This is a genomic window from Lentimicrobiaceae bacterium (assembly GCA_020636745.1).
Classification (GTDB): Bacteria; Bacteroidota; Bacteroidia; order Bacteroidales; family Lentimicrobiaceae; genus Lentimicrobium.
Genome location: JACJXH010000004.1, coordinates 169,566 through 190,178, shown reverse-complemented (window position 1 = coordinate 190,178; position 20,613 = coordinate 169,566). Strand labels below are relative to the sequence as shown.

At 43.0% G+C, this 20,613-nt stretch carries 13 protein-coding genes and 1 other RNA gene; 10 read left to right on the top strand and 4 right to left on the bottom strand.

Translation table 11 applies throughout. The annotated features are described in order from the left end of the window. Positions 1-3 precede the first annotated feature (3 nt). Entirely contained in the window at positions 4-663 is a 660-nt protein-coding gene (locus tag H6541_08095; GenBank protein ID MCB9015740.1) for an oxidoreductase, read from the bottom strand. A 185-nt stretch (positions 664-848) separates the two neighbouring features. Further along, on the bottom strand, positions 849-1,466 hold the full coding sequence (locus H6541_08090; GenBank protein ID MCB9015739.1) for a DedA family protein: 618 nt from the start codon (positions 1,464-1,466) through the stop codon (positions 849-851). A 200-nt stretch (positions 1,467-1,666) separates the two neighbouring features. On the opposite strand from H6541_08090, the gene H6541_08085 reads away from it, so the two are divergent. The 9 genes from H6541_08085 to H6541_08045 all read left to right on the top strand — a co-directional run bounded on the left by H6541_08085 (position 1,667) and on the right by H6541_08045 (position 15,207). Then, complete coding sequence (locus tag H6541_08085; protein MCB9015738.1) at positions 1,667-5,764, top strand: pyruvate phosphate dikinase; 4,098 nt, start codon at positions 1,667-1,669, stop codon at positions 5,762-5,764. A 56-nt stretch (positions 5,765-5,820) separates the two neighbouring features. Next, positions 5,821-7,068 (top strand): glyceraldehyde-3-phosphate dehydrogenase, encoded by a 1,248-nt coding sequence (locus H6541_08080; GenBank protein MCB9015737.1) that lies wholly within the window; start codon positions 5,821-5,823, stop codon positions 7,066-7,068. 168 nt (positions 7,069-7,236) lie between these two features. Then, on the top strand, positions 7,237-9,291 hold the full coding sequence (locus H6541_08075) for a TonB-dependent receptor (GenBank protein MCB9015736.1): 2,055 nt from the start codon (positions 7,237-7,239) through the stop codon (positions 9,289-9,291). Between the two features lie 278 nt (positions 9,292-9,569). Further along, on the top strand, positions 9,570-11,435 hold the full coding sequence (locus H6541_08070) for an alpha-amylase family protein (protein MCB9015735.1): 1,866 nt from the start codon (positions 9,570-9,572) through the stop codon (positions 11,433-11,435). A 36-nt stretch (positions 11,436-11,471) separates the two neighbouring features. Continuing rightward, complete coding sequence (locus H6541_08065; protein MCB9015734.1) at positions 11,472-12,905, top strand: glycoside hydrolase family 125 protein; 1,434 nt, start codon at positions 11,472-11,474, stop codon at positions 12,903-12,905. 67 nt (positions 12,906-12,972) lie between these two features. Then, positions 12,973-13,521: a cysteine hydrolase gene (locus H6541_08060; protein ID MCB9015733.1), complete on the top strand. Its 549-nt coding sequence runs from the start codon at positions 12,973-12,975 to the stop codon at positions 13,519-13,521. Between the two features lie 80 nt (positions 13,522-13,601). Next, entirely contained in the window at positions 13,602-13,826 is a 225-nt protein-coding gene (locus tag H6541_08055) for a DUF3820 family protein (GenBank protein ID MCB9015732.1), read from the top strand. Next, entirely contained in the window at positions 13,823-14,299 is a 477-nt protein-coding gene (locus H6541_08050) for a hypothetical protein (GenBank protein MCB9015731.1), read from the top strand. Before H6541_08055 ends, H6541_08050 begins: the two co-directional genes overlap by 4 nt. A 206-nt stretch (positions 14,300-14,505) precedes the next feature. Then, positions 14,506-15,207: a DUF5020 family protein gene (locus tag H6541_08045; protein MCB9015730.1), complete on the top strand. Its 702-nt coding sequence runs from the start codon at positions 14,506-14,508 to the stop codon at positions 15,205-15,207. Positions 15,208-15,295: 88 nt separating this feature from the next. Here the strand turns inward: H6541_08045 and H6541_08040 are convergent, their stop codons facing one another. Both H6541_08040 and ssrA read right to left on the bottom strand, forming a co-directional pair. Beyond that, the gene (locus H6541_08040) at positions 15,296-16,474 is read right to left on the bottom strand and encodes an SAM-dependent methyltransferase (protein MCB9015729.1); all 1,179 of its coding nucleotides are present in this window, start codon (positions 16,472-16,474) and stop codon (positions 15,296-15,298) included. A gap of 100 nt (positions 16,475-16,574) precedes the next feature. Continuing rightward, positions 16,575-16,946: a transfer-messenger RNA gene (gene ssrA, locus H6541_08035) on the bottom strand. Between the two features lie 128 nt (positions 16,947-17,074). Between ssrA and H6541_08030 the strand changes: the two genes are divergently transcribed. Further along, the gene (locus tag H6541_08030; protein MCB9015728.1) at positions 17,075-20,611 is read left to right on the top strand and encodes a response regulator; all 3,537 of its coding nucleotides are present in this window, start codon (positions 17,075-17,077) and stop codon (positions 20,609-20,611) included. The last annotated feature ends 2 nt before the right edge of the window (positions 20,612-20,613 follow it).

The window sequence follows — 20,613 nt, the reverse complement described above, 5'->3', positions numbered from 1 at the left end:
TCTTTAAAAATAAATTTCCGAAATGATGTTGTTGAATGGTATTCCTTTGGAAATCAACAGGTCGCGTACTTCGACCACCATTTCAGCGCTTCCGCAAAGATAATACTTTTCGTTGGCCGGAAGTTGTTCCTGTTCGCTCAGGTATTTGGTAAGGCGTCCCGGGTATATTTCAGGGCCTTCTTCTCTTGAACAGCAGCGCACATAGTTGTCGCCGAAGGTTGATTTAAATTTCTCATGGAAATAGAAAGAATGAAGGTCGCGGCCGCCATGCAGCAGTTTTTTGCCAGCGGTTAACCCTGTACGAAACATGGCACTGAACGGGGCAATGCCTGTGCCCGATGCAATCCACCAGCCGGGTTCCCCTGTGCCGGTGAATGACCCAAATGGCTCGCTCACCCATATATTGTCGCCCGTATTCACCTTCGCCAGCCAGGGCGTTAATTTCCCGTCGGGATTGATGTTGTATAAAATGTCAACTTCATCGTCGAGTTCGCCGCTGGCAATGCTGTAAAGGCGTGCCTCGTCAGTTTCGTGTGCACCAATGCCCAGCACCTGCCCGGCAACAAAATCCCACGGACGTGGAAAGGAGAGAACAAATACACCCGGCGCTATTTCTGTTTGCCGGCTTACTTTTACTTTATTCAGGCTTAATTTACGTTTCATATTTTCAAGATCATAATCAGGCTGTTGCCTGGTGTTAAATCTGTGTAAACATATAAGAAGGGACTTTGTTTGTGAGACTTTAATTCGTTGGTAAACGGTGTTTTTTAATGAGGTTGATACAAACAAAAAGACGCCATTTCCGGCGTCTTTTTTTGCAAAATTAAATGTTGTATGTTCTAAATTCATCAGCTTGCTTTGCTGGCTTTTTTGCGCATCCCGCTGAATATCAGGTAAGCAACAAACAGAATGCCCAGCACGAGCATGATGTATGAAAGCTCTTTGTAATATAGGTCAAGCAGTTCTTTTTGTGAATAAAGGAAATATCCCAGCGCAGCCAGAATAATGTTCCAGATGCCAGCTCCCAGCAGTGTATACACAATAAAATCTTTCAATGGCATTTTTGAAAGGCCGGCCGGAATTGAAATAAGTTGTCTAACACCTGGAACCAGCCTTCCTATAAATGTGGAACTGCGACCGTGTTTAACAAAGTAATGTTCAGCTTTTTCAACTTTTTCGGGCGTTATCAGCAGCATACGAGCCACGCGGGTGTCGGCAAAAGCATACACAATTTTTCTTCCCAGGTAATAAGAAAGAAAGTAGTTGATAAGCGAGCCTGCCAGCGCGCCTGCAGTGCCGGCTACTACTACCATATAAACATTTAAATCGCCCTGAGCGGCTTTCCATGCGGCAGGAGGTATAACAACTTCCGATGGGAAAGGAATAAATGAGCCTTCGATGGCCATTAATAAAAATACGGTCAGGTAACTGATATTCATCATGTACCAGTCGATGACTGAGTGCAGAAATTCTAGCATAGTGTTTTGGTTTGGTGGGCAAATTTAGGTTAAAAAAACCATGACTTAAAATAACTGATGAAGGATTTATTTGTTTAATCTTACATAAATTATTGCTTTTGATGACAAAAAATACCGGCCGTCCATTATTCGGTCAATTCTTAGTGCCGTTTTGAATAATTGTTAAATTAGCGCCAAAATAAGCTTTTATGGATCAACAGAATATGCTAAAATCGGATGCTTTGGCTGCCAACTTGCGCGAAACATGGACCGAGAAAATCAATATACCTCCCGATCATTTGAAATTCAGAGAATTGTCAGCTGATTATTACAGCATTCATTCACGTGTTACCGATTGCCTGAATGAATACAATCATCCCTTTTCAAACAGTGCGTTTGTGGCAGGCCAGCTGCGCAACATCAGCCTGGGCGATTTCTGGTTTTATGATAAACATGAGCAGGCTGATTTTGCCTGGGAATCCATCCTGAATCTTTATGAGGGTTTGTTTGCCCGCGATTTGAAAGAAGCGATTGGTGATGATGCCATTCATACGCTGATTGAGATTATCGAAAAATTCCTGGAGTCACAGGCTTCAAGAGCTGAAGCGATCGCCAAAGCGGTTGAGATAATTGATAAATCCATGGCAAAGCATCAGGTTGCCGTTATCAGAAATTCTACATTTATCATACGTGTTTTTGCCAATGCCAACTGGCCCGGCCATACCGGCGCGCCTGCATTTGAACTGGCCCGCAAAACACTTATCGCCACTTCGGCCTATTGGAATTCAAGCACCAGAGTTGATGAATGGCTGGCCGAACGCAAGAAGTTGTTTAGTGCCAAAAGCCGCGACAAATTTGGTGAAATCAACAATGATTGGTTTAACGATTTGATATCAAAGGCTGAGGAAGCTAAAACCTGGGATGACTTGCTGGCCATTCCCGGATATAATGATATTTCGCTGCATGTAAGGCAGCTGCATCACGGTTTCGAACGCTTTCATGAAAAGTTCTTTTACCTGCTCTATCTGCTTCACCTCGAAGCTATGCAAAATCAAAAAGAGCTGCTGCTCCGCGATTTTAATAATTTGCTGAGAAATATAAAAAATGAACTCACCAGTGATGAGGTTTTCGGATTTCTCGACAATATTTTCAGGCTCTTTGGCGACCTGAAAGAAAGTAATCAGGGCACTGTTCTCGATTGTATTCTTACCCTGGGGAAAGAGATTTTCAGAACTGACAATGATTTCCATATTTCTCATTTTGAGAAACTGCTCATCAGGCATGGCTTTATTTCGCCCGGTGTTATGTATATCAGCAAAGACTGGCAACTGGCAGTAAACGAATACCACATTAAAAATGTGCGCGTTTGGATGGAGCTGATTGAATATTCGCCGCTTACTTTCCGCGATTTGTTGTCGGCGCTCATTATTCACTTGCGGCTTGGCGGGGTATTTGTTTCTGATACCGACCTGTTTCAACGCGATGTAACAGCCCTGCTTAACTCCGATATCCGGCCAATTTTCAAACATATCAAACAACTGGCAAGAATTTTTCCGGTTTATTTTAATGAGATTGGAGCCGAAGGCGAACTGCGCGAAGTTACCACAGCAATGGATGAATTGTCGCACCGCAACGACAGGCTTATCCATTTTCTGCGCAAGCAGGTGCATACCGAAAGCAACAATACTCATATTGAGCTCACCGGCAATATTATGCGGTACTGGTACGACGGAAACTCTGATTTGCTCGACAAAAAACTGCCTGAAGACGTAAAGCTCAGTATGTCGCTTGACTCTATGTGGTTTACTGGAATCAATGCATTGATGATTGAGCTTTGCCAGGCTACACATTCAGGACCCGAAGATTTGATGAATATCCCATCTGACAAGCTGCGTAAACAGTTGGATGCACTGAATTCTGACAATACCCTGGATAAGCAACGCTTGTATTATATCTTCAGGCTGATGGAGTTGCTTCGTGAAAAATACTCTTTCAATACAGTGAATCTCGGTATGCTGCTGCGTAAATTCAGTTTCTTTAATCAAACTGATATTGATGGATTGCTGGGTGTGCTGGAACGCAATAATCCCGACCGTTCGTTAAGGCAGGTGTTTAATTTTATGCGAAGGCTGAACACCATTATTATGAACGATGAGAAAACCGAAGGATGGGAGGATATTTATCACAAACGGCATATTGCCATTGGTATTCCCAGCATGTACGGAAAATACCGTGAACCCAAATTTGAAGCCCTGGGCCTGATTTTCAGACTCGAAAAAGTAGCGGCTGGTTTAATGGAGCAACTTATCAGCAGTATTAACCTCGATTATATTACGGCCAAAACACTCCGGAGGATTTATCTGGTTCTTGAACTATTCCGCGAAGGACTTGAACTTGACGGTATCAGTGATCAGGGTTATAACTCAAACCTGAAAATGTTTAGGTTCAGTCTGAATTCTGCCAGTTTTTCTGTAGGTCAGTATATCAACATCCTGCAGTTTATGTTAAGCAGCGTTCGCGAAATTATCAGTAAGTATTTTCTCCGGAATTATGATCGGCAGCTTAAAGTAGTGATTCCTCAGTTGTTTCCCGATGAGATGAAGTCAGACGGGGTAGGGGGCAAGCAGTTTTTGGTAAGAAAATCGGAGCAGTTCTACCGCGAAATGCTTTCTTCTGCATTTATGGTGCAGCAACTCGATGGGTTTATAACGCGTATTCTGGGGTCTTTCAGGCAAATGGTTGACGATTATCCTGAAGATACCATCCGAAGCATCATGTCATACAATACCGATTTGGTTATTTCGTCGCTCTACCGCGAAACCCCTGAAATGGATAACCAGATTTTTCTTGGCTCAAAAGCTTATTTTCTTAAAAAGCTGTTTTTGCTTGGCTTCCCTATCCCTCCGGGGTTTGTAATCACAACTGAAGTTTTCAGGCGTCGCGAAGCTATTTTGCAAAACCCATATATCGATAAGGAGCTTGACCAGATGATTAACCGTCAGGTGGCCGGGCTTGAGAAACTTACCGGACAGCAATTTGGCAACCCGGCCAATCCGCTGATGCTCTCTGTCAGGTCGGGTACAGCTATTTCGATGCCCGGTGCCATGAATACTTACCTGAATGTGGGACTGAATGATGATATAGTAGAAGCGCTCAGCCGCCAGCCTAACTTTGGCTGGACTTCATGGGATTGCTACCGCAGGTTTTTGCAGAGCTGGGGTATGGCCTATGGAGTATCGCGCGACGAGTTTGACCAGGTGATGATTGATTTTAAAATCCGGTATGGTATCAGTCAGAAAATTGATTTTAAACCGGCTCAGATGCGCGAAATTGCCTTTGCTTACAAGGAAATTTTGCAGCGTCACAGCATTCATTTTAAAGCCGAGCCTTATGAACAGCTGAAACAGGTGATTTCAAATGTGTTGCAGTCGTGGTCAAGCGAACGTGCACAGGTTTACCGCGATTACCTGCAGATTGCTGATGAATGGGGCACTGCTGTTATTGTTCAGAAAATGGTGTTGGGTAATCTGCATCGTACTTCTGGCACCGGTGTGCTGTTTACCCATGCTCCGGATCTTGAACAACCCGGCATTCATTTATATGGCGATTTTACCTTGTGCAGTCAGGGAGAGGATATTGTTGCAGGATTGGTTCATCCATGGCCGGTGGCCGAACGTCAGCGCAAAAAAATGTTTGGCGATAAAGGCGTTTCTTTGCAGAGTGCATTCCCCGAAATATATAATCGCCTGCGACAAATCGCCGAAGATTTGACCGAAACACACGGATTCAGTCATCAGGAAATTGAGTTCACCTTTGAAAGCGAAGACCCGGAAGATCTGTTTATTTTGCAAACACGCGACCAGGAAATCAAAAAGCCTGATATGACCTATGTGTTTACAAGCAAAGTGAGCGATATGAAATTGCTGGGCCGTGGAATTGGCCTGGGCAAGGGCGTTATGAATGGTATTCTGGCCTTTGACATGGATGACCTGAAGAAGTTTGAAACCCTGCCCGATAACAAGATTTTAATTCGGCCCGATACCGTGCCTGACGATATAGGAATGATTTTTACCTGCAACGGACTGATTACAGCCAGGGGAGGCGCTACCTCACATGCTGCAGTTACAGCAGTAAGGCTTGACAAAACATGTGTGGTTAATTGTACCGAACTGGTGGTTAATGAAAAGGACAAAACCTGCTCCATCAACGGGCATATTCTCCGCTCAGGCGATAAAATTGCCATTGACGGAAATCTTGGTAATTTTTATATGGGGAATTACCCCGTAAAACTGGCAGAAATCATGTAATTCGTATATTGCAGCCTTTTTGAAGGTGGCTAAAATTTTATAAAAAACCAGAGATTATGCAAAAAGTAAACGGAAGGAACCTGCTGGGTATCAACGGAGCTGGTCGTATAGGTAAACTTACATTATGGAATCATTTGCTCAACAAACATTTTGGCGGTATAGTAGTGAATGTGGGAAGAGGTGTTGGAAAAAGTCTTGATTCACTTATTCATAACATCGAAAATGATTCTACTTATGGCTCTTTAACCAAATTTCTTTATGGTTACTCAGGCAAGAAATGTGAAATCAAGGTCGTGGATGCCGCCAACTTTCTGGTTGAAATTGACGGTATGCCTGTTCAGTTTCTGACTACAGCCCGCAATCCGCGTGACATCAACTGGGCGGAGCATAACGTTAGGCTGGTTGTGGACTGTACCGGCGCTTTTCTTGACCCTACCATCCCTGCCGATCATGCCAAAGGAAGCCTGCGTGGCCATCTGGAAGCTGGCGCCGAAAAGGTCATTGCCAGTGCCCCTTTCAAAATCAAGGATTCTACCCTTAAAATGCCGGGCGATGCCTCTATGATGGTTTATGGTATCAATCACCTCGATTTTGATGTAAGAAAACATCATGTGATTTCTGCCGCCAGTTGTACCACTACCGGACTGTCGCATATGATGAAGCCACTGCTCGATAATGCTGAGACTTCAAATATTCTTACTGCGTCCATGTCTACCATTCATGCTTCAACAAGCACACAAAGTATTCTCGATTCTGTGCCTTCTGCCGGTACTTCTGACCTGCGCAAAAGCCGATCGGTTTTTAACAACATTATCATAACCTCTACTGGTGCTGCCAAAGCCCTTGAAGTGATCTTGCCCGAAATTCAAAGGGTGGGCTTTATGGCCGACTCAGTGCGTATTCCTACCAATACCGCCAGCCTGATTATTTTAAACATTACCTTCCATTCGCCACTCAACGAAATCGGCGATCCGGTGGTAACCCGCGAATTTCTGAACCGCATCTACCAACAGGCTGCCAACGGCCCGCTTGAAGGTTTGCTCGAGTTCAGCGAAAAGCAAAATGTTTCGGCTGATATTATCGGACGCAAGGCTGCTGTTGTTATTGAGGGAGTCGAAACGCATACACGCACCGGTTTTATGGCGCTTAATCCGGCTTTACTCCGAAACTTTGGTATTGAGCTTGCACAGGATGTGATGATTCCGGTGTGCCACGCCAAAATTTTTGGATGGTACGATAATGAGTTCGGAAGCTATGTAAATATGCTCGGAAAATTAACCGAGTATGTCGACAAAAAGATGTAATCAGTGCTTTTTAATCATTGTTGCTGAATGAACAGGGATGCAGGATTTGCATCCCTGTTTTTGATTGTAAGGTGAGATGCCGCGTATTGATTTGCTATTTTTGTTCAGCTGATTTGTTTTCATTTCCTACCTTTGCGCCCTCAATTAAAACTTTAACCAAATTTAAAAATGGAAAAACTACAGCTAAACAAAATCAATGCTGTATGTTTCAGACAATGGACACGTAAATCTTATGCGGTGTTCAATAGTCTGGGGCGTACCATTCGCATTGGCGTGTTAAGTCTGTCGTATTCCATTCTGGTGTTGCCCGGTTATACCCAGGAGCAACCCGACAGCAGCCGGACTACCGCCACCGAAAGTGAGCTCGAGCTCAGCGAAGTGGTTGTCAGCGCGCAAAGAGCCCCCGTGGTTCAGTCGCAGTTGATGCGTGTGGTTCAGGTTATCACCCGTGCCGAAATTGAGCAGGCGCCTGCAACTGATGTTGCCGGTTTGCTCGAACATCTGCGCGGAGTCGATATCAGGCAGCGCGGGCCGTTCGGTATGCAGGCCGATGTTAGCATCAGAGGCGGGAATTTCGATCAGACTTTAATTCTTATCAATGGGGTCAACATCAGTGACCCGCAAACAGGTCATCACAACCTCAATCTTCCGGTTGACCTTTCTTCTATTCAGCGCATTGAGGTGTTGCAGGGGCCCGGTGCCAGAATTTTCGGGCCCAATGCTTTCAATGGCGTTATCAATATCATTACAGGAGAGCCTGCTCAACGCGAGTTGAATGTTTCTGTGAGCGGCGGCCAGTACGGATTTGCCCGTGCTTCAGCCTCACTTGCTGCCGGCACTGGTAAAATACACCACTTTGTTGGTCTCAATGTTGCCCAAAGTGATGGCTACATCAGAAATACTGACTTTAAGAATGCCAATCTGTACTATCGCGGTTTTATTCCAGCAGGAAATGCTTCGTTCGATTTGCAGGGTGGCTACACTGTCAGGGCTTTTGGTGCCAATAGCTTTTATACGCCTAAGTATCCTGACCAGTTTGAGCAAACCCGTTCGGAGTTTCTGGCACTAAAATTTTTGCCTTCCGGCAAAATCAACCTCAAGCCTGTCATTTACTGGCGCAGACATCACGATAGGTTTGAACTGTTTCGCAGCGAAGCTCCTTCCTGGTACTCAGGCCATAATTATCATATGACCGATGTGGCAGGCGCTTCACTCAACTGGTTGAAAACCGGTCAATCAGGCAAAACTTCTGTAGGCCTTGATTATCGCTTTGAGCATATTTTTAGTAATGTGCTGGGCAATGAACTGGCTGCACCTTTGGCAGTTCCTGGCGAGCCGGGTGCGCAATTTACCCGTTCATACCAGCGCGAAAGTCTGAGTCTGATGGCTGAACAGGCATATTACCTGCAAAAGTTTTCTGTTTCGGCCGGAATGCTGGTGCATTTTAATCAGTCAATCCCTGGCGGAGTCAGCCTTTATCCGGGTATTGACTTAGGCTACCAGGTAAATACTCATGTACGCTGGTATGCAACGGGCAATCGTACTTTACGTTTGCCCACTTTTACCGATTTGTTTTACAGCGGGCCCACCAATATCGGAAATCCTGATTTAAAGCCCGAAGAGGCCATTTCACTTGAAACCGGATTAAAGGGTATGGTCAACCGACTGCATTTCGAATTGGCTGTTTTTCGTCGCTGGGGTAGAAATATGATTGACTGGGCTAAATTTCCGGGCGACGAAAAATGGAGAAGCCTCAACCTGACCGAAGTGAATATCAGCGGCGTTGAGTTGGGAATTGAACTTCCATTCGGACGGAATACAGCTGTTTCAAATATTGCCCAACGTTTCCGTATAGATTATACCTGGCTCGAATCAGATAAAAAGAGCGATGGATTCACCTCGCTTTATGTGCTTGATAATTTGCGGCATAAACTCGATTTTAGTCTTAATCATCGTGTTACATATCATAGTGGTTTTGAGCTCAAAGCTTCATGGCAGGACAGGGCAGGTGGCTATCTGCCGTTTGATAATGGCGCTTTTGTGGAGGAAGTTTCCTATAAGCCTGTTTGGCTGGTAAGTGCTAAGGTGTTTTATAATCTGAAGCAATTTCAGATTTATATTGATGGCTCAAATGTGCTTAATAGCGAAGTGTTTGACCATGCCAATGTACCTCAGCCTGGCCGATGGATTGTGGCCGGAGTGAAGTATAAACTTGCCTTTTAACGCTGTAAACTTTTTTAATAAGTTCTTGACCATGGTATTGACCAGCACATACCCGGCCCGTTTCGTTTTGTGAAGTCGCCTGGCTATGTGTTGGTCATATCGGCGTTTTTTTCAGACTGTATTTGTATCTGCTGCTATGTGATTGATTGATAGCCGGATGTGGCAGATTGCTATGCGTTGTGCAGCCGATGTTGGGTTGAATACAAGGTGTGAATGGTATAAATCAATATCTTTGAGTTTCATTTTCCCGATTCTGAAAACTCCAAGCTGTAAAATATATGAGATCGTTAAAAAGGATGTGGCTGGTGATACTGCCGGTGCTTCTGCTGTCGTGTAATGTTGAAAAGAAAAGTAACAATAAACCAATGGAGAATAAAAAAGTAGTGGTTTATCAGGTATTTACCCGCCTTTTTGGGAATACCAACACAACAAATAAACCCTGGGGAACCATAGAGGAAAATGGCGTAGGCAAATTCAATGATTTTACTGATAAAGCGCTTGATGAAATCAAATCGTTGGGCGTTTCCCATATCTGGTATACCGGTGTTCCTCATCATGCACTGATACGCGATTATACTGCTTATGGTATCAGCAATGATGATCCTGATGTGGTAAAAGGCCGGGCCGGTTCGCCTTATGCAGTTAAGGATTATTATAATGTTAATCCCGATTTGGCTGTCGATCCTGCTAAAAGACTTGAAGAATTCAGGGCGCTGATTGAACGGACACACCGTCATGGGATGAAAGTTATCATCGATATTGTTCCCAATCATGTGGCCCGGGGTTACCATTCGGTGTCCGACCCTTCCGGAAATCCAGGCTTTGGCTCTTCGGATGATACTTCAGTGGAGTATGCCCGCAACAACAACTTCTATTACATTCCGGGTCAACCGTTCAGAGTGCCTGAACCACTTGATGGATATAAGCCTCTGGGAGGAGAAGTTCACCCATTGGCTGATGGAAAATTTGACGAAAACCCTGCTAAATGGACAGGAAACGGCTCGAGAATGGCGCAGCCGCACTTTTATGACTGGTATGAAACGGTCAAGATTAATTATGGGGTAAAACCTGATGGTTCATATGATTTTGATTTGCTGCCTGCCGGATTTGAAGATAAACCGGTTGCTGAGCATTTTGCTTTCTGGAAGGATAAGGACGTGCCGGACAGTTGGCTTAAATTTCGCGATATAGCTTTGTATTGGCTTCAGTTTGGCGTCGACGGCTTTCGTTTCGATATGGCCGAAATGGTGCCGGTTGAGTTCTGGAGCTTTTTGAATGCCTCAATCAAAAATGCCAATCCTGATGCCTTCTTGCTGGCCGAAGTTTATAACCCATCTCTCTATCGCGATTATATCCGCAAGGGTAAAATGGATTATCTCTACGATAAAGTTGAACTTTACGATACGCTCAAACATATTATTCAGGGGCATGGCTCGGCCGACCACCTGGCTGCTATTCAAAGCGGTTTGGCTGATATTGAGCATCATATGCTTCATTTTCTCGAAAATCATGATGAGCAGCGTCTGGCAAGTCCTGCTTTTGCAGGAAATGCAGCCAAAGGGAAACCTGCCATGGTGCTTAGTGCAACCATTAGCAGTGCGCCCACCATGATTTATTTCGGACAGGAAGTGGGTGAGCCCGGCGACGGAAACGCTGGCTTTGGAAGTGCAACCCGCACCACCATTTTCGATTACTGGGGCGTGCCTGCTCATCAACGGTGGATGAACAATGGTGCTTTTGACGGAGGTCTGCTTTCTGATGATGAAAAGGCGCTGCGCGATTTTTATCAACGATTGCTTGGCTTTACTGCAAAGAGCTCTGCCTTAATGGGAAACTACCGCGAAATTCATTCATATAACAGGGCAAATACTTCGGGATATTACGACAAATGTTTCTCTTTCGCCCGCTGGTCTGACAATGAAAAACTGCTGGTGATTGTCAATTTTAAAGATTCCATCACCGATATTTATGAACTTCAGATTCCTGCAGGGCTTATTCAGGACTGGAATTTGAAAGATGGCAACTATAAACTTAAAGATCAACTCTACCAAACTGCTGAATTTGAGTTGAAGGTGTCGGGAGGAACAGGGAAAATAAATTTGGTTGTAAAACCTCTCGAGTCTTTTATTTTGTCATTGGAGTAGTCTTTTGCTTATTGATGGATTTAAAATGTAAACCTGATGAATTCGCGCAGAAATTTTATTCGTAAAAGCACCATTGCAGTTGCAGGTCTGTCGGTAAGCCATGTTTTTGATTCAATGGCTGGAAGTATTTTTATGGGCGACCCGGCCTTTGTTAGCCGGCGTCCTTCATTGGAAAACCGTCGCTTTATCAGTCAGGCTGTTGAGGCAACTATCAGTCGGACAAAAGCAAAGATTGCCGATCCCGAAATTGCCTGGATGTTTGAAAATTGTTTCCCCAACACCCTCGATACAACAATCAAGCACTTTACAAATAATGGAACACCTGATACTTTTGTAATTACAGGCGACATTGATGCCATGTGGTTGCGCGATTCTACTGCCCAGGTGTGGCCTTATATTCCTTATGTAAATGACGATGCCCATCTCTCGGCGCTGATTCAGGGTGTAATAAACCGTCAAACAAAGTGTGTGCTTATCGACCCTTATGCCAATGCCTTTAATTATGCGCAGGAGGGCTCTTATTGGGAATCAGATGAAACTGATATGAAACCCGAACTTCACGAACGCAAATGGGAAGTGGATTCATTGTGTTATGTGATAAGGCTGGCTTATCAGTACTGGAAAGTTTCCAATAATATTTCTCCGTTTAACAACGACTGGCTTTCAGCCATGAAGCTCATTGTTAAAACCTTTAAAGAGCAGCAGCGCAAGGAAAATGTCGGGCCGTACTCGTTCAGGCGGAAAACTACTTCACCAACCGATACAGCCCAGGGCAATGGCTTTGGTAATCCTGTGAGGCCAGTGGGGCTTATTTGTTCTGTTTTCAGGCCATCTGACGATGGAACAATTTTTCCTTTTTTGGTGCCTTCTAATTTCTTTGCCGTTCAATCGCTGCGTCAACTGGCCGAAATGAGCCATGCAATTTATGCTGATAAGGTGTTTGCTGATGAATGTCTTGCTCTCGCCGGCGAGGTACATGCAGCCTTGTTGAAATATGCCATTGTTGACCATTTTCAGTTTGGGAAGGTTTACGCTTATGAGATTGATGGTTATGGCAGCGTTCTGCATATGGATGATGCCAATGTGCCCAGCCTTATTTCATTGCCCTATATTGCCGGTGTGAATCCTGAGGATGAAATTTATCAGAATACGCGTAAATTGGTGCTGAGCGCATTTAACCCGTATTTTGCACGCGGAAAATATGAAGGAGTGGGAGGGCCGCATACCGGCAAGGAAATGATCTGGCCGTTAAGCTATATTATGCGCGCCTTGACCAGTCAGGATGATGAAGAAATTAAATATTGCATCTCCATGCTGAAAGAAACGCACGCAGGTACTGGTTTCATGCATGAGTCATTTCATAGGAATAATCCCGCTGACTTTACAAGAAAGTGGTTTGCATGGGCCAATACCATTTTTGGGGAGATGATCCTTAAAGTTGTTTCAGAAAAGCCCTATCTGCTTGCTTAAAGTTTTGACCAGTTCTAAACCCTGAATTTTTGAAATGATGAAAAAAATTATTGTTCTGCTTTGTCTGATGTTTCCTGCATTTATTTATGCTCAGACCGATGATGCAAAAACAGCCCTTTTGCTCATCGATATCCAGGATTTTTATTTTGAGGGAGGAGCCTCGGCTTTGGTAAACCCGGTTCAGGCAAGTGAAAATGCGGCACTTGTGCTGGATGCTTTCAGGAACAAAGGTTTTTTGGTTATTCATGTTAAGCATGGCGAAGGCCCGCAAAGCGATATTCATGAAAATGTGAAACCTTTGCCCGGTGAAAAAGTGTTTGTAAAAAATGAAGTAAACAGTTTCTTACATACCGGATTGCTTGAGTATCTGCACGATAACAAGGTGACAAAACTTGTCCTTTGCGGAATGCAAACACACATGTGTCTTGAAGCCGCCACACGGGCAGCCGCAGATTTCGGATTTGATTGCACTGTCGTCGGGGATGCTTGTGCCACCAAAGACCTTACTTATGGTGATAAGGTGGTAAAGGCGGAAGATGTTCACTTTTCAACGCTTGCTTCCTTGCGCCCCTATGCGAAGGTTGTTGATACCCAAACTGTCCTTCAGCAACAATAATGCAGTAAACTGCGTAATTCATTAATTATATTGCATTTATCGGATTTTAATTTTAAACACCGTTTCCAATGCCTGATTTTATGGGTCCAGATTCCCGGCTGTTGCTTCAGCTGGTCGAAATGAAAATGCCTTTTGGCAAATACAAAGGCACTTTTTTGTGCAACCTGCCTGTGTCTTATCTCGAATGGTTTCAACGCAAAGGCTTTCCGGAAGGGAAACTTGGCATGTTGCTGCAAACTATTTACGAAATAAAGCTTAATGGACTCGAATATCTGCTGGTGCCTCTTAAACAGCAACATAAATGAATAAACCGGCTTCGCTGAATTTTATCAGACAGGAACTCGCAAATCTTTCATCAAAGCAACTGCAGGAGCTTTGTTTGAAACTGGCCCGCTACAAAAAGGATAATAAAGAGTTGCTTGCTTACCTGCTTTTCGAAGCTGATGACGAATTGGCTTTTATAAACCGTGTAAAGGATGAAATTAAGAAGCAATTCACCGAAATCAATACTTCTCAGGTTTTTTTTATCCGCAAAAGCATTCGAAAAATTCTCAGAAATGTGAATAAGTATGTCAGATACGCCGGAAATAAACGCATTGAAGCTGAATTGCTTATTTTTTTCTGTTCCTGTTTGAACGAATCGGGCATTGATTTCAGAAGTGTGCCGTCACTGCAAAACCTCTATCAGAATCAATTGTTGAAAATAAAAAAAACCGTGGCATCCCTTCATGAAGATTTACAGTATGATTATCGAACCGAGATTGATCGCCTGTTGTAAGCTGAGAATCGGTGCATTGCCCATCTTTTTTTTCTTTTATTTATTTGATTTGCTGATTCTTTGCAGGGAATTATTGTAGGGTTTTTAAGTGTTTAAAAAACAGGGAAGTACAGGCTTATTGGGTGTCAATAGAATATTATATGTTTGAATTTCACCACATTCAACTATTTTTGCACCCTCAAAATTTTATATTCAAATACCGAACTATGAAAAAGAATTACCTGATTATTCTGTTGATTTTCCTGTCTTGTTTACTGAATGCTCAAAATGTGCAGTTGCATTATGATTTCGGCAAGGACCGCAGTTATGCAACTTCAACTGTAGAAATGTTTAAATCCGATAAATGGGGAAGTACATTTTTCTTTGTTGATATGGATTATAATGTGGGTGATGTAAAAGGAGTTAGCATGGCCTATTGGGAAATTGCACGTGCGCTCAACCTGGGGAAAGGCCCTTTTGCAGCCCATGTTGAGTATAATGGTGGTTTTGGGCAGTATGTGGCAGGCGAAGCCAATAATGCTTATACTATTAATGATGCCTGGCTTGGTGGTTTGGAATATAACTACAATAATGCTGATTTTTCGCGAGGTTTTACCATACAGATGTTGTATAAATATATTCGCGATAAGCATGATGCTTCTTTTCAGCTAACCGGAGTCTGGTACATGAATATGTTGAATAACAAACTGACATTCAGTGGTTTTGCCGATTTCTGGAGGGAAGATAATTTTTTTGCTGAAAACGAGCAGATAAAAGAAACTAAGTTCATTTTCCTGTCAGAACCTCAGTTGTGGTATAATTTTACCGAAAATATATCTCTCGGTTCGGAGGTTGAAATCGGGTGTAATTTTGGCGCGGTAAAGGGTTTTCGTTTGAATCCCACACTCGGCGCAAAATGGACTTTCTGATAGTAAACAGATTTCCTGAAAATAAAAAACTCCCTGACTTTTTCTGATAGAAGTCAGGGAGTGTTTGTTATGTCTTTTTGCGTTTTGATTATCCGATGCCCAGCAGGCGTTCAAGGTGGTGATATTCAATTCCGAACTGAGCTTTTAGTTGAGCTATTCGGTTTAATACTTCAGCATCAGGAACCAAAACTGCCTTTTTTCTTGTTCCTGCAATCAAAACGTTTTTGGGCGTGTGTTCGGTCGCAATAAATTCAAATACCCTGGTTTTATATCCATATGCTTCCATAATCATTGCTCTGATGGTGTCAGTAAGCATTTCGGCCTGACGCTCTTCCAGAATGCCATGTCTGGTAATCTCTTTCAGGATGTTGTCTGGATTTATCTGTTTTCTGATTTGCTTATGGCAACAGGGGGCGCATACTATCACCGGGGCTTGGGCCGATATTCCCCGGTAAATGGCTTCATCGGTGGCTGTATCGCAGGCGTGCAAAGCAATAATCATGTCGAAAGCAGGTAATTCGGCTTTTCCAATGCTGCCCTCTGTAAAACTGAGTTCGGTAAATGCAGCATCTTTGGCAATTTTGTTGCATTTTTCAACCAAATCGGGCCTTAATTCAACGCCTGTCATTCTGATATGCTTTTGCTGCTTATTCTTTAAAAAATCGTAAAGTGCAAAGGTGAGATATCCTTTGCCGGACCCCATGTCAACTATTGAAAATTTGTCTTTTATTTCATCTCCTTTCAGGATACCGTCAATAATCTCAACATACTTGTTAATCTGCCTGAATTTGTCCTGCATGTCATTTTTGACTTTCCATTCAGAGGTCAGAACACCGAGATCACGCAAATAAATATTATGCTCGGCGGTTATCAGGCGTTGTTTCATTTTGTCGTGTCTGAAAACCGGAAGTTCAGCTGACGAGGCTGGTTTTTTCAGGAGTTTGGAATTCCCTCTTTTGTTGCTCATAAATACATAATCGGCATGAGTGGTAAATATGTCGGCATTAAAAAACTGGGTATTAAGTAAAGTGGTGATTTCCTCAATAGCTGCATCAACCTGAAGGTTTCGGGTTACATCTTTGGTGGTGTGCCTGAAAACAAAGGATAGTAATGCCTGATTCTTAATCATAACCGGCCGTACAAATACATTGTCCAGATCATTGCTTTTGGTTCGTTTGTTGCTAAGTGTAAGTTTAATAAAGTTGCCGGTATCGAAATTTTCGGAAATGATGCGTGCGACAGCACTCATGTTTTCAGTTGCAGACATTGAGGTTAATTTGATAAGTAAAATGCAAAAGTACGCAAGCATTTGGTGGGAAATTGATAAATCATTAAAAAAGCCTGTAAATCTTTGATTTACAGGCTTTTTGTGGAGATGGCGGGAGTCGAACCCGCGTCCAAACAAGCAGCAATAGTGCTTTCTACAAGCTTAGTTTTCAGTTGATTGTCGGGAAAAGGCAGGGAGAAAACCGCCCAACTATTTCCTTATTCCTTTTGGTTTTCGTACAGGCACCAGGGCCTTACCTGTCTTATCGTGGCATTTGTGATGCTCCTGACGGGACGCGGCCACGCGAGGCTTCCCGGGGAGCAGAAAGCGGCTTAATCTTGGATTAAGCGGCTAACGCGTAATTGTAATCGTTGCCAGTTATTGGCTGTGTAAGTTGGGATTTACGGGCCACGCTTACAACGCCCGGCATGCTTACAATACCACTTCCTTGCTGTCAAAACCGGTCATCCCCGGTTACAATCTGCAAAATTAAGCATTAATTACTATGCTTGGCCAAAACTTTGTACTTTTATTGTTGTTAATCTCGCGTGTTATATAGTTATTGTGAGAAACTTCTGTTTTATATTTTTTATTCTGTTATTGTCTGCTTTTCAAGCCTCCGCTCAATCGCTCAGGCTTACCAGGTTTACCGAGGAGGAAGGGTTGCCTTCTTCACTTGTCAAATCTGTTGTCCGCGATAAAAATGGAATTATTTGGGCAGCTACTGACGATGGCCTTGTGAGGTTTGACGGTCGTGAGTTTAAGCTTTTCCAGGATGAGCTGCCAGGCCTTTATGCAAAGTCTGTCATTTGCCTGCCGCGCGGCGAAATGTTGCTCACTTCTGATATGGGTATCAGCCGTTTCAGAGAATCATCAGGAGGAATCAGGTTTGAAACAATAGCTCAGGGAGGTATTCACCCGTCTGACTCGATGATGTGGTTTCCCAAGATGTTTTATTCGGATTTAAAAAATCGGGTGTGGTTGTCTGATAATTCTAAGGTTTATCGCTATACCGATAATGGGTTTAAAACATATATTCTTCCTAACGAGGTATCAACCAATAATTTCAGCCGTTCTTTCTCTTTTGCCGATGATGGCCTGGGGAATTTCTTTGCCTTTTCCGAACCCGGTTTTGTATTCAGATATTTGGAAAGCAATGATAAACTGGAAAAGCTCACATTGCCTTTTAGTTTATCAGGAATTAATGCCGTGTTTAATGTCAGGCCTGGTGTAATTTTAATTGCCACACGAAATGGCTTATTCGAACTGAAAACCTTTGCAGGAAAATCAACAGTCAGATTGAGGCTGGTAAGCAAAAAGGATGTTTCGTATATGGCCCGTAATTCAAAAGGTATTATTTATGCAGGAACCTGGGCTGAAGGTCTTTTCTTTTTAGAACCGGTTGCGGGTGATAATTATACATTCAAACTGGTGTCTCAGTATCCCGAAAAGGTTGTGAACCATTTATTTATTGATAATGATGATAATATTTGGGTCTCTTCCGATATTGGAATCTTACTCCTGCAAACAGTGCTTTTTGGGTCTCCGTTTTCACAATTTACAACTTCATATATCCAATGTGTGAGTGATTCGGATAACGGAGAATTGTTTTTTACTGATGGAGCCCGTATTTTTAAATCGTCTTCTGCATATCCTGGTCAGGCCGAAGCCCTTTTTTCGTTACCTTCTGTTGCTCTGCAAGTACTTCCTGTTGAAAATGGATTCTGGATTTCTGATACTGATGCACATATTTGGTTTTGTAATTTCAATGGAAAGAAACTTAAAGATTTTAATCTGAGCAGCAGGGGAAAGGCAGTTTTCAAGCTTATGCCTGATAAGGCTGGCAATATTTGGGCCTGTCAGGATGAAAACGAGTCGATGATAAAAATTTCAAGTGATTTTTTACTGAGTTTTTATGGCCCCGACAAGGGTGTATTATCAAGGCCTATTTCACTGGCCGTTTCAGCAAATGGGAGAGTTTTTTTTGGTGGAATGAAAGATGCAGGCTTTCTTTTTGAGTATGATCCTGCCGGGGATAAATTTGTAAATCTGAGCAAGCCTGTTGATTTTGAACGAAATATAGACCTGAATGTGAACGATATAGCTTGTGCTCCCGATGGAAGTATCTGGTTAGGTTCATCATTTGGTTTATTGTGTTTTAAAAACGGAGTGTATAACAGAGCTGCCATAGGTAAACTTACAGAAAATTCAGTAAAGGCTGTGGCCGTTGATTCTTTGGGCTATGTTTGGCTGGCCAATAATAAGGGCCTTTTCAGATATAAGAATGGAGATTATATGCAATTTGATGAAAGAAATGGATTGCCGTCAAAAACAATTGCATATCGCGGTTTGCTTATCGATAGAGAGAACAGAATGTGGGCGGGAACATTGGCCGGAATGGCTGTTTCTGAAATCCTGAATGAACCCCGGCGAACACTTATGCCCGCCGTGAAATCTTTTTTGTTGAATAATGTACCCCAACATGCAGTTGCTCAGGGTATTGGCAAAATCAGCAATAAAAGTTTTATAAGCCTTCAGGTGGCTTCTCCTGAGTATCCCTCGCGGCAACTGGTTTATGAGCGATGGATTGAAGGCCTGGATTCAACATGGATGGTCATCGCCAACAATGGTATTATCGTTATTGGAGGGCTCGAACCCGGAGAATATAAACTTAAAGTAAGAGCCAGGCAATCAGGAAATTATATTTATAGCACCCCGCTTATCTGGGAATTCAGGGTTAGTCGCATCTGGTATGAACGTTGGTGGGTTTTTGCCTTGCTGTTTGTTGCGTTAGCATTGATATACAGGGTGTTGATGCTTCGACGTTACCGGAAGCTAAAATCCGATAATGAAAAACTGGAGGCCCTGATTTCTGAAAGAACTCATGAAATACTTTTGCAGCATCAACACATTGAAGAGCAAAATAAACGAATAGTTCAAAAGAATGAAGCCCTGAGTTTTAAAAATCAGGAGCTGGAAGTCGCAAAAAATCTGGCTGAAGAAGCCGCTAAAGCGAAAACTCAGTTTTTGTCAGTGATGAGTCACGAAATCCGTACACCTATGAATGCGGTTATCGGCATTACTCATTTGCTGATGCGCAATAATCCTCGGCCCGAACAACTGGAAGATTTGAAAATTCTTAAGTTTTCTGCCGAGAATTTGTTAGGACTCATCAATGATATCCTCGATTTAAACAAGATAGAAGCTGGAAAACTTGAGTTGGAATCGATTGATTTTAATCTGAAAAATCTGGTTGAAGGTGTTGTAAGCTCAATGCAGCATAAAGCCCATGAGAAAGCTATTCTTATTCACCTGACTTATGATGAAGAACTTCCGTTATTTTTTATAAGTGATCCTTTGCGGATTTCGCAAATTCTTAATAATCTGGTAAGCAATGCCATAAAGTTTACTGAAACCGGAAGTGTGGATATAAGTATTTCTCAGAAGTCAAAGTCGGGCTCACATGTGCAGGTTGAATTTAGTGTAGCTGATACCGGAATAGGAATACCGCAGGAGATGCAACAGCATATTTTCAGTGAGTTTACGCAGGCCTCGTCTGAAACGTCAAGAAAATATGGGGGTACAGGACTAGGACTGGCTATTACCAGCAAATTACTCGAAATGTTGGGTAGTGAGATTCATCTGAAGAGTGCACCTGGTAAAGGTTCTGAGTTTTCATTTACTTTGGATCTGGAACCAGGTAAGGATTTCAGAGGAGTTAACAACGAGGGCGCTGTTGATTTGTCAGGGCAGGTTTTCAATGGTCAGCGTATTCTGTTGGTTGAGGATAACAGGATTAATGAGCTGATAGCCCGCAAATTTATGCTGGAGTGGAATCTGAAGGTTGATTCAGCCTCCAATGGCCTTGAAGCTATTGAAAAACTAAATCGTGAATATTACCATTTGATATTGATGGATTTACAAATGCCTGAAATGGATGGCTATATGACTTCATCCATCATCAGGGCCAGGGGGAAGGAGCCTTTTATTTCAATTCCGATAATTGCACTTACAGCTTCCTTAAAATCAGAAGTGCAGGAAAAAATTACACTGGCAGGAATGAATGATTTTGTTTCAAAACCATTTAATCCTGATGAGTTGTTCCAAAAGTTGAAGATATTTCTGAAAGTGAGGTAATT